The organism is Pseudomonas iridis, from assembly GCF_017980685.1.
GTDB classification, from domain to species: domain Bacteria; phylum Pseudomonadota; class Gammaproteobacteria; order Pseudomonadales; family Pseudomonadaceae; genus Aquipseudomonas; species Aquipseudomonas iridis.
The window spans coordinates 174,841-186,478 of record NZ_JACXXO010000005.1 but is presented as its reverse complement, the minus strand read 5'-3'; the positions used below and the strand labels follow the sequence as shown (position 1 = coordinate 186,478).

Below are 11,638 nucleotides of genomic sequence, written 5' to 3'. Positions count from 1 at the left end.
ATCTGACAGGTGCCGACGAATGGTCATTCGTGCGAGAGTGCCAAGTCAGACGAAAACAATCTCATACGGCAAACGCATCCGCTCAAGAATAACCGGCGGCAGCATCGGTGCGATGCCCAGTGCCGGTTCGCCCTTGAGCTGGCTGGCGTAAGCGTGGGTGGCGTGGCTTTTGCGGGCAACCGTCCAGGTGTCGAGACGCAGTTTTCTCGCTCGCTGCCAAGGGATCAATTGCTGGTCGCGCTCTGGCCAATGCCACGCCCAGACCGGTACGTCGTGGAAGGTCGCCCCGGCCAGTTCTGAGGCTTCGGCGGCGGCGCGACCGACTGCCTCATGGTCGTCGTTGCCGTCGCCGCGCCAAGTGCTGAACACCACGTCGCCGGGCCGCAGGTAACGGCCGATGAACTCGGTCAGCTGGCTGTGCTGATCGCTCAGGGCGTTGTCGGTGAAGCCGCCGCGCACCCATTTCAGGCTGTGCATCGGCAAGCCGAGGCGGCGCAGGGCTTCGACGCTTTCTTGCGGGCGGAATACGCTCAGGCGTTTTTCCGACCATTGTCGCGAACCGGGATGGCTGGCGCTGCCATCGGTGATGGAGAGCAATTGCAGTGGATGGCCCAGGCTTGAAAGTAATTGCAGCAGGCCGCCGCAGGTCACCACTTCGTCGCCGGGATGCGGCGCGATGATCACCGCGCGTGCGCCGGTGGGCACCAGGCTGCGGGTGTTGATGACGGGGATGTTGTCGAGTTGCGCCGCGCTATTCCAGATTTGCGCCGACGAAGGACCTTCAGTTAGCGATAACGGTTTCATGGGTGTGACGTCCTTGTTTGTCTCGCCCTCGATCGCGCTCACCGTCATGAAATCCGACGTGGTCGACCCCTGAAGGCTGGTTGATTGCCTGGCAGCGCTCCGAATCCTGGATTGCCGCGCACAGGAGTATTGCCCATGAACTCAGATTCGTCGCGTCACAGATCAATCTGATCCGGTTTTTTTGCGTCCAACTGTGCCAGATGACGCAAATAGTCGCCAAAACCGCCGCGGGCCCGACTGTCCAGGCGAGCGCTGGTATGAACCTGTGGGCGATGACTCCAAGCGATGTTGGCACCGACCAGTTCCAGCTCCCGGACCAGTTGCACATCTTCGTCGCACGCCAGCGGTTTAAAGCCTCCGGCCCACCGATAGGCGTCAGCACTGATGCCCAGATTGGCGCCGTGGATATGCCGATGACCATCGCAGGCCCGGTAGTTTCGGTGATAGTGGATTTGCGCCGCTTCATCGAATGACTCATGCCAGCGCTCGACAGTGACCGTGCCGCACACCGCGTCCGCGCCCAGCCCGAGTTGAGCCACCAGCCAGTCATCGGCGACCCGGCTGTCAGCATCCGAGCAGGAGATCCAGCGGGCGCCGCGCTCCAGTAACAGTTGTGCACCCGCGGCGCGGGCCTGGCCGACGTTGCGTGCCTCAATGTGCAGACTCTGCACTGGATAGCGGCTGACGATTTGCGCCGAGCGATCAGTGCAGCTGTCGAGCACCACCAGCACTTCGACTCGCTCTCCAGCGAGCAAACCGTGCTGGCTGGCGCGTATGGCCGCACTCAGGCATTCGTCGAGCAGGTCTTCTTCGTTGTGCGCCGGGATCAGAATGCCAATCATCGCAAGCCCTCCAATGCTGCCACCGAGCGCGGCTCGCGGCTCCACACCTCGAGAATGAAGTCCGACTCCTGGTGCAGCGCCACACGCGGCAGCCGCAATTGTTCGTGAATCAGATCGTGAACCTGCCGTGCGTTCAGCGGGCAGCCTTCAATGGGCGGGCGCCAGTGACAGGCCAGCAATTGCCCGTCGGCGGTCAGGGAATCGCTGATCCGACGGATCACTTCTGTCAGATCCTTGCTATCGAGGTAGTAGCCGATTTCGCTAAATACAATCAGGTCGAATTTTTCCTCCGACCAGTCGCCGGGCAAGCGGCTCTGGCGGACTTCGGCGTGATCAAACAAGCCCAATCGGGTTCGCGCCAGTTTCACCGCAGCACTTGCCGTGTCACAGCACAACAGTCGGTCACAACGGCTGGCCAGTTCTGCGCTCAACTCGCCATTGGCACAGCCCGGTTCGAAAATCGCCCGATAGTGCGCACGAGGCAACGCCGCGAGGGTAACCGCGCGTTTGCGCTGTTCGTACCAGCGTTCGCGGAAGGCCCAAGGGTCATCGTTGCCTGCGAACAGGCCTTCGAAATACCGATCCTCGACGCTCATAAAAACACCACTTCGAAGGGCTGGAGTAGACGCTCGAGAATATGCGGCGCCAGCACCGGGGCGAGTCCGGCGGCGGGATCACCTTCCAGTTGACTGGCGAAGGCGTGCACTGCGTGGCGTTTGCGTGCGACTTGTTCGGGCGTCAGCAGAATCTTGCGTGCTCGTTGCCACGGCACGACCGCGTCTTCGGGGGTTGCCCAGTGCCACGTCCACACAGGCAGTTCGTGGCAGCTTGCCCCGACCCTGCGCGCAGCGTCGGCACTGGCGCGGCCGACGGCTTCGTGGTCGCAATGGCCGTCTTCACGCCAAGTGGTAAACACCACGTCGCCGGGACGTAGATAGCGCTCGATAAAGTCGCTCAATGCAGACTCCTGAGCGGCCACCTGGGTGTCGGCGAAACCACCGCGCAGCCACTTCAGTTGATGCATCGGCAAGCCGAGCCGGCGCAAGGCTTCGGCGGACTCTTGCGGACGGACCACGCTCAGGCGTTCCACCGGCCAGCGCTCCGAGCCGGGGTGACTGGCGCAGCCGTCGGTGACCGAGATCAGTTGCACCGGGCGGTCGGCGGCGGCAAGCAGTTGCAACATGCCGCCGCAGCCCAGCACTTCATCGTCCGGGTGCGGTGCAATGATCACCGCCCGGGCGCCCGCAGGCACAAGCTCGAGGATATCGATGCTGTCCAGTTCCGCCAGATGCCGCGAGTTCTGCCATTGCTGCAAGGACGTGCCGTGACCCACGATCGGATTGTCTTTCTGCGCAGCGTTCATAGCGTCCAGGCCTCAGCGGATTGCGCGGCAACTATTTGGCCGAGGGCGGCGAGGTCGCGTTCGGCGTGGCTTTGCCGCAGGAACACGGGCAAGTCGGCGATGAGGCGGGCGAAATGCCGATCCTTGCAATACGGCCCGGCGCCTAGTGCGCGGCCAGCTTCGCGAATCACCTGCTCAGCCGACTGTTCGACCACGGCGCGGGCGCGACGGGCGAGGAGTTCAGCGTTCTCTTCCGGATGCGCATCGATGTGCAAGGCACTGAAACGCAACACATCGGCGGCCGCCTGCAACGCCGTATCGACTGCGCCGAGGTGGGCGAGGGCGTGTGGTTCTTGTCGCTGCGTGCACTGTTGGCGCAACACTTCGCCAATCTGCCGTGCCGCGCCATACCAGCAGGCTGCGATGCCGATCCCGCCCTGCCAAAACCCCGGACGTTGCAGGTAGTCGCCGGGATTGCCAATGGCCTGGGCTTCGGCGCCGTCGAACAACACTTCGACGCTACCGGTAGCGCCCATGCCAACGGCTTGCCAGCCCTGGTCGGTGACGGTCACGCCCGGTTGATCGAGTGCGACCGCAACCAGTTGCTGTTGATCATCGGCGTCCCACGCAGTAAGTAGCGCATGGCTGAGAACGGCAGCGCCAGAACACCAGGCCTTGCGTCCATGCAACGTGACCAAGTGCCCGGCGGGTCTCACCTGCACCCGCGCCTGCGGCGGTTCTGCCGCCCACATGCCCCACGTGCTGCCCGGCGTTGGCGAACCGCCCAGTTGCTCGATGATAGCCAGCGCGTCGGTGTGGCCTTCATAGAGTTTGCACAGCCCCAGATCGTGGCCGCTGACATTGGCCAGATGCTGCCAACGCTGCAGCGTGTGACCGCTGCCCGGCAGCGGCAAGCGGTCGAGTCCTGCCTCGACCATCGCCCGCAAGCAACCACCCAGCGCTAAGGTATCGCTGTAGTCCGGGGGGCGGCGGGCGAGATAGTTTTGCAAGTCCATATCAATCTTCTTCATCACGTTGCAGTTCAAACAGCAGCAGCGAACGCCCGGTGACCGAGTACTCGTGGCCGAAGTCGAAGCGTTCCTGACCACGGATCGACGGCTGATTGGTGTCGATCATGCACGTCCAGAAGCTGCCCTCAGGCACTTCCGGCAAGGTGAAGTTGACGACGTCGTGGTGGGCGTTGACCACCAGCAGCAGGGTCGCATCGGCGCCCTTGCGGCGGATGCCGGTTTCCTGCGCGCGGCCATCGAGCAGCATGCCCAGGCAACGGTTATTGGCGTCGTGCCAATGCTCGGTGGTCATCTCGGTGGCATCGGGTGCCAGCCAGGTCACGTCCTTGACGCCGATGTCTTCGTTGTATTCGCCGACCAGGAAACGGCCACGGCGCAGGATCGGGTAAGCAAGGCGCAGCTTGATCAGGCGTTTGACGAATTTCAGCAGGGCTTTGCCGTCCTCGCTCAGGTCCCAATTGACCCAGCCGATTTCGCTGTCCTGGCAATATGCGTTGTTGTTGCCGTCCTGAGTCCGCGCGAACTCGTCACCGGCGACGATCATCGGGGTGCCCTGGGACAGCAGCAGGGTGGCGAAGAAGTTGCGCATCTGCCGATGGCGCAGGGCATTGATCTCGGGATCGTCGGTCGGGCCTTCGACGCCATGGTTCCACGACAGGTTGTTGTTGCTGCCGTCCTGATTGTTCTCGTCGTTGGCCTCGTTGTGCTTGTCGTTGTACGACACCAGGTCATTGAGGGTGAAGCCGTCGTGGGCGGTGATGAAGTTCACCGACGAATACGGCCGCCGACCACGCTGGTTGAACATCTCGCCGGATGCGGTCATGCGGGCGGCGAAGTCGGCCACCTGGCCGTCGTCACCTTTCCAGAACGCACGCACGGTATCGCGGAACTTGTCGTTCCACTCGACCCAGCCCGGCGGGAAGTTACCGACCTGATAACCACCGGGACCGCAGTCCCAAGGTTCGGCGATCATTTTCACCTGACGCAGCACCGGGTCCTGACGGCAGGCCACAAGGAAGCTGTGACGCTCGTCGAAACCGTCGTGATAGCGACCGAGAATGGTCGCGAGGTCGAAGCGGAAACCGTCGACATGCATTTCACTGGCCCAGTAACGCAGCGAGTCGGTGACCATTTGCAGCACGCACGGGTGACTCAGGTCCAGGGTGTTGCCGGTGCCGGAATCGTTGATGTAATAGCGTTTGTCATCCGGCATCAGGCGGTAGTACGACGCGTTGTCGATACCGCGCATCGACAGGGTCGGGCCTTGCTCGTTGCCCTCGGCGGTGTGGTTGTAGACCACATCGAGGATGACTTCGAGGTTGGCTTCGTGCAGGTGCGCGACCATCTCCTTGAACTCGGCGATCTTGCCGCTGGCCAGATAACGCGGGTCCGGGGCGAAGAACGCGATGCTGTTGTAACCCCAGTAATTGGTCATGCCCTTGTGCAGCAGATGCTGGTCGTTGACGAAAGCGTGGATCGGCAGCAACTCCACCGACGACACCCCGACGCTGCGAATGTGCTTGAGCACATCGTCATTCATCAAACCGGCGAAGGTGCCGCGCACGTTTTCCGGCACCGATGGGTGTCGCATGCTGATGCCGCGCACATGGGTCTCATAGATGATGGTTTTGTCCCACGGCACGCTGACGCGCTGGTCATTGCCCCAGGTGTGCGCCGGATCGATGACCTTGCACTTGGGTACAAATGGCGCACTGTCGCGTTCGTCGAAACTGAGGTCGGCGTCGGGGTGGCCGATGGTGTAGCCGAACAGCGCTTCCGACCATTTCAGTTCGCCAACCAGTTGTTTGGCATACGGGTCGATCAGCAGTTTGTTGTGGTTGAAGCGGTGACCGTTGGCCGGGTCATACGCGCCATAAACGCGGTAGCCGTAGATCATCCCCGGGTGCGCGTCGGGCAGGTAGCCGTGATAGATCTCGTCGGTGTATTCCGGGAGTTCGATGCGTTCGAGTTCGACTTCGCCGGCATCATCGAAGATGCACAGTTCAACCTTGGTGGCGTTGGCGGAGAACAGGGCAAAGTTCACCCCCAAGCCATCCCAGGTCGCGCCGAGCGGGAAGGGCAGACCCTCACGAATTCTCGATGGTTCAGCGTGTGCGGCGGGCTCGGCTTTATTTGGACGGGTCATGATTGCTCCTGCAAAATTCGGGGTAGTTCGTATTACACAAGCCCCTGTGGGAGCGAGCCTGCTCGCGAAGGCGGTGGGTCAGCTGACAGCAATGTCGGATGTACCGACGTCTTCGCGAGCAGGCTCGCTCCCACAGGTGTTTGTGTGCTTTTTTCAGCGAGTGAGCCCTCGGTGGCGAGCACGCTCGCCACACGGTGGTTCAGTTCAATAATCGGAAGAGCGTCAGTTCGCCGGGGGCTTGCGTGCGGCTCGCGGTTTTTTCTCGGCGGCTTTTTCGCCCGGCGGGATCACCGAGGCAGGGCTTGCAGGCTTGGCCTTGGACGCCGCTTTAGGTTTTGCCGCTGCGGTTTTGCTGTCTGCTGTCTTGGCGGTTGCAGACTTGCCAGCGGTTTTACTGCCGGCAGCCTTGGGCGATTTTTTCGGCGCCAGTGCTTCGGCCTCGGCCAGTTTGCGCGCCATCTCCCAGTGGCGTTCTTCCTGGCCTTGCGGTTGACCTTCAGATTCCCAGATCTGATAGGCGAACTCGCGAATGCGTTTATCGTCGGTACTCATCGCAATACTCCTGAACTGAACTCACGCTTAGGTTAAGTGTTGGATATAGAGATTGACCGGGACATCCCCCAGCGCGTCGCTGACTTTCAACTCCCTGTTTTTTGTGACTGCGCGGGTTGCAAAAAGTCCCTTCAGGTTTGTGTCAGAGGCGGCGAACGGTAAAACCACTCGCGTATCGCCCCAGCGCAGCGCATCGACCTGCGGCACAGCACTGTTTTCCAGCAAGCTCGCGCAGCGAATCGGCACGATGACGATAGCTTGCAGCCCTGCATGTTCGCGGACAAAGGCGAGCACGTTGTGCGCCTGGCTGCCCAGCACCTCCAGGGCCTGATACGAGCCGCGGCGGAACAACTCGGCATGCTCGACGCGCAGGTTCAGCACCTGGGCAATCAAGGCCTGCTTGATGCGCCCGTCACGCCAATTGTGCAGCAACTCCCCGACCGGTAACGCTGCTTCCAGAGCGTGCTCGCGAGCGGCGTAATCCACCGGCCGACGATTGTCCGGATCGACCAGGCTGAAGTCCCAGAACTCGTTGCCCTGATACAAATCCGGCACACCCGGCACGGTCATGCGCAGCAAAGTCTGCGCCAAGCCGTTGAGCGCGCCGGCGGCAGCGATGCTGTTGACGGTCTTGTGCAGAGCCCCCCGCAGCAGTTCGCCCTCTTCGCCGGTGAGCAGTTTTTCGGTGAACGACTGCGCGGCGTTTTCATAGGCTTCGTTGGGAGCGCTCCAACTGCTTTGCAGCTTGGCTTCGCGCAACGCTTTCTGCTGCCACTGCCAGATGCGTTTGGCGTAGTCAGCCAATCCGGCCTGATCGCCATCTTGCAGATCCAGCGGCCAACTGCCGAGCAGGGCTTGATAGAGAATCAGCTCATCGCCGGTCGACGGCATTTGATCGTCACTGCGCACCGGGCGGGCGAGGGCACGCCACAGTTCGATCTGTTCGGCGTACCAGTGGCTGCGCTCGCTGAGAACAGCGAGGCGCGCGCGGGTGTCTTCGCCGCGTTTGTGATCGTGGGTGGCGGTGGCCAGCAGGTTGTCGGGGAACTGCTCCAGACGCTGCTGATTGATCTCGTGGAAATCGCTGACCGGTGCGCTGAACTGTTCGGTGTTGTAGCCGACGTCATTGCGCGACAACAACACGGCCGAACGATACAGCGCCGTGTCTTCCACGGCTTTGGCGGCTGCCGGTGAAGTCAGTTGCTGGAAGCGTACGCAAGCGTGCTTGAGGATCTTGCGTGAACGCCCGCGCGGCTTCTGCCGCCACGGCGTGCCACCGAGCCAAGCCGCGACGCAGTCGAGCACCGGCCAGTCGCCTTCGCCGAGGGTCTGCCGCGCACCGTCCATGGCCTGCTGGAAAAACACCTCATCCTGAGCGGAGCGGCCCATCGCGCTGATGTAGGTGCGATACACCGGGAAATGCACAATCAACGCCTGCAAGACCCGGCGGATGGAGCCGAGGGTCAGGTCGCGGGTCATCAAGTCATCGCGGGCCACTTGCAGTAACGCCTGCGCAACACTTTCGCAATCGCTGGCCAGCGAGCCGTTGAGGATCTGCTGACGCGCCAGTTGCGCCTCTTCGATGAACGCGGCAGGGCGTTCGGTGCGGCGTTGCCACAAGTCGCCCAGCACGTGTTCACCGTCGGGATCGTGTTGCAGCAGCGACAGTTGATTCATGAACTCGTAACCGGTGGTGCCATCTACCGCCCAGTCGCGGCGCGGGGTTTCGCCGGCACCGAGGATCTTCTCGATGTAGATCGGCAAATGACGCCCCGGCGCGAGCAGATCGACACGCCGGCGCAACTTGCGGCAATAACCACGCGGGTCGGCCAGGCCGTCGATATGGTCGATGCGCAGGCCATCCACCAAACCTTCGGCGATCAACTGGAAGATTTTGCCGTGAGTCGCTTCGAAGACCGCCGGACGTTCGACGCGCAAACCGCCCAGTTCATTGATGTCGAAGAAGCGCCGCCAGTTGATGTCATCCGCCGCCGTGCGCCAACTGGCCAGGCGATAACTTTGGCGTTCCAGCAACTGATGCAGCTTCTGGAAACCTTCTTCGGTGGTGGAGTCGTAATGCGCCAGATTGCTGTCAATGGCTGCGAGAATCTGCGGCTCGCTTGCCAATTGCCGAAGCTCTTCTTTCAGAGGAATGGCCAGCGAATGAGCATCGGTCTGGTAGCTGAGTGAGCTGAAACGATCGGCCAGGGATTTCAGCGCTTCTTCGGATCTCAGCAACTTGCCGTAATCGTTCGGGCAGATCGGGAAATGATGGTCATAGTGCTCGACGTAAAAGCCGCCGGTTTGCGCATTGAACCGCAGCTTGAGCGTGCCCTCTTGCAGCGCGACACCGTAATCACTGCCCAGAAACGGCAACAGCAACTGGCCTTCCATCAATGGGTCCGGCGAGTGCCACTGAATGTCGAAGAACTCGCCGTAAGGGCTCAGACGCCCCCACTCCAGCAAGTCCAGCCACCACGGATTGTCGTTGCCGCCCACAGCCATGTGGTTGGACACGATGTCGAGGATCAGCCCCATACCATGTTCGCGCAGGGTACTGACCAAACGGCGCAGCGCAGGCTCGCCACCCAGTTCCGGATTGACTTGCGTCGGGTCGACCACATCATAGCCGTGCATAGAACCGGCGCGTGCGGCGAGCAGTGGCGAGGCATAAATGTGGCTGATGCCGAGGCGGGCAAAGTACGGCACCAGAGGCACGGCTTGTTCGAGGGTGAAGCCTTTATGAAATTGCAGTCGCAGGGTGGCGCGCAACGGTTGGATGTTCGCCTGGTTCATTGGTCACGCTCGGCAGCTTGCAGGCGCGCGCACGCCAAGAGTTCCAGACGCCGCGCGGCATCCGCACCGTCAAGCAATGCTTCGCTGTTGCCGGGCAATCGCCGCGACCAGTTCGGGTGCGTGTCAATGGTGCCCGGCAGATTGGCTTGCTCGTCGATGCCCAGCGCATCCTCCAGCGGCAGCAGCACCAGCGGTGCGCGGGTATGGCCGAGGTAACGCACAGCGGCGTCGACGATTTGATCGGCTTCGTGGGACTCTTCGCGAAAATTCTGTGGGTCCTGACTCAAGGCACTGCGCAAGCCTTCGCGCTCACGCTGGCGGTAGCGGCGCCATTCGATTTCGCCGTTGCCGTCGACAAAACCGAGTCGGGAGTTCCAGTCGATATCGCGACCATGCCACCAGCCGTTGAGCGTCGGCAGGTCGTGGGTGCTGGTAGTCGCCAGTGCGTTGTCCGGCCAGTCGAGAATCGGTTTGAAATGGGTGTTGTTCTGTTCGAACAACAGCACGCGCATGCCAAGTATGGAGCGGGCGATGAGTTTTTCCCGCAGACCGTCGGGCACGGTACCGAGGTCTTCACCGAGGACGATGGCTTGATGGCGGTGGGACTCAAGGGTGAGCAAACGCAGCAAATCATCCACCGGGTAATACAGGTACGCACCGTCAGCCGGCGCCGATCCATTGGGAATCACCCACAACCGCTGGAGGCCCATGACATGGTCGATGCGCAGGCCGCCGGCATGGGCGAAGTTGGCACGGAGCATTTCGATGAATGCACGAAAGCCATTGCGGATCAGACCTTCGGGAGAAAATGCGGAAATCCCCCAGCCCTGACCGGAACGATTGAGGATGTCGGGCGGCGCGCCAACGGTCAGCGAGGCGAGCAGCTCATCCTGAAAACTCCAGGCCTGACTGCCACCGCCATCGGCACCGACCGCCAGGTCGGCGATCAGGCCAATACCCATGCCAGCACTGCGTGCAGCGGTTTGGGCGCGTTCCAGGCAGCGGTGGATCAGCCATTGGCAAAAGGCGAAGTAGCCGATGCGCTCGGCGTGCTCCTCGGCGAATGCGCCGAGGGCAGCGCCACGCGGGTCGTGCCAGTGCTCGGGCCATTCGCGCCAGTCAAGGCTTTCGCCACGGGCGGCGCGCATTTCCTGAATGGCTTCAAAGCGGCAGTGGTTTTCCAGCGCATCACCACCGGCGTGACGGAAACTGGCGAAGTCGGGGTGCAACGGATGGTCGCCAGCGACAAAGCCTTCATACAAGGCTTGCAGCAGTTTTTGTTTGGCGTCGGCGGCAGTTGGCCAATCGACCAGTTTCAGGTCTTCGAGTTGCGCGAACTGCGCCGCCAGGCCTGCGCTGTCGATGGCATCGCGCAGGGCGCGCTCGCCGAGAATCGCGCCGGGCGCTGCATACAGGGAATTCAGAAACAAACGACTGGATGGCGAATAAGGGCTGTATCGCCCGGTGTCGGCGCTGAACATCGCGTGCATCGGGCTGATCGCCAATGCATCGGCACCGCGCTCGCCGGCAACCCGGGCCAGTTCTTCCAGGGCCTGAGTATCACCAAAACCGCCATCGCCGGCCCGACGCAGGCCATACAACTGCACGCTCAGACCCCAGGCGCGGGGGAGCGGGTTGTCGACTGCATCGCCGACACTGAAGCAACGTTCCGGCGCCACGGCCAGCGTGAAGTACTGATCGTCGATGTGCACTTGCTGATAGCCGACCGGGACCACGCCAGGCAGCATGGCTTCCGAATCGAGTTTCAGGTTCATCCGCGAACCGTCTTCAAGGTGGATTTCGCACGGCGTCTCGGGTTTGAAAAAGCGGGCCAGGTCAACGCTGACGCCCACGTCACTGGTCAACAGCGGCGGCAGATGGCGGTCTTGCTGGACTTTTTGCAATTCAAGCAGGCTGGCGTCGATTTCCAGCGCCGTGCTGGCGGGGTGGCCGAGGCCGATCAGAACATTGCGCAGCACCGCCGGGGCGACTTTTTGCGGCCGCCCGTTGGCGTCAATCCAGTCGACGGCAAGGCCGGCTCGGCTGGCAAGAATTTCCAGTTGCGCATCGCTCATAGGCGCTCTCCATTCAGAGGTTGCAAGGGGGGTTGCGGCCGTGAGGCTGA

9 protein-coding genes are annotated in these 11,638 nt (G+C 62.0%); all 9 read right to left on the bottom strand.

Annotated features, from left to right (window positions below):
- Positions 1-45: 45 nt before the first annotated feature.
- Complete coding sequence (locus IEQ42_RS11515; RefSeq protein WP_210703606.1) at positions 46-804, bottom strand: PIG-L deacetylase family protein; 759 nt, start codon at positions 802-804, stop codon at positions 46-48.
- Between the two features lie 155 nt (positions 805-959).
- Complete coding sequence (locus IEQ42_RS11510; protein WP_042559002.1) at positions 960-1,646, bottom strand: glycosyltransferase family 2 protein; 687 nt, start codon at positions 1,644-1,646, stop codon at positions 960-962.
- Positions 1,643-2,242 (bottom strand): SAM-dependent methyltransferase, encoded by a 600-nt coding sequence (locus tag IEQ42_RS11505; RefSeq protein WP_210703605.1) that lies wholly within the window; start codon positions 2,240-2,242, stop codon positions 1,643-1,645. The genes IEQ42_RS11510 and IEQ42_RS11505 overlap by 4 nt, the downstream gene beginning before the upstream one ends.
- The gene (locus IEQ42_RS11500) at positions 2,239-3,009 is read right to left on the bottom strand and encodes a PIG-L deacetylase family protein (RefSeq protein ID WP_210703604.1); all 771 of its coding nucleotides are present in this window, start codon (positions 3,007-3,009) and stop codon (positions 2,239-2,241) included. The genes IEQ42_RS11505 and IEQ42_RS11500 overlap by 4 nt, the downstream gene beginning before the upstream one ends.
- A complete protein-coding gene (locus tag IEQ42_RS11495) occupies positions 3,006-4,004 on the bottom strand; it encodes an acyl-CoA dehydrogenase family protein (protein WP_210703603.1) in 999 nt (332 codons plus the stop codon). The genes IEQ42_RS11500 and IEQ42_RS11495 overlap by 4 nt, the downstream gene beginning before the upstream one ends.
- A gap of 1 nt (position 4,005) precedes the next feature.
- Entirely contained in the window at positions 4,006-6,165 is a 2,160-nt protein-coding gene (gene glgX, locus IEQ42_RS11490) for a glycogen debranching protein GlgX (RefSeq protein WP_210703602.1), read from the bottom strand.
- 222 nt (positions 6,166-6,387) lie between these two features.
- Positions 6,388-6,717: a DUF2934 domain-containing protein gene (locus IEQ42_RS11485; RefSeq protein WP_210703601.1), complete on the bottom strand. Its 330-nt coding sequence runs from the start codon at positions 6,715-6,717 to the stop codon at positions 6,388-6,390.
- Positions 6,718-6,744: 27 nt separating this feature from the next.
- Positions 6,745-9,513, bottom strand: coding sequence for a malto-oligosyltrehalose synthase (locus IEQ42_RS11480; RefSeq protein ID WP_210703600.1), 2,769 nt, complete (start codon positions 9,511-9,513; stop codon positions 6,745-6,747).
- Positions 9,510-11,588, bottom strand: coding sequence for a 4-alpha-glucanotransferase (gene malQ / locus IEQ42_RS11475; protein WP_210703599.1), 2,079 nt, complete (start codon positions 11,586-11,588; stop codon positions 9,510-9,512). Before malQ ends, IEQ42_RS11480 begins: the two co-directional genes overlap by 4 nt.
- Positions 11,589-11,638 lie beyond the last annotated feature (50 nt).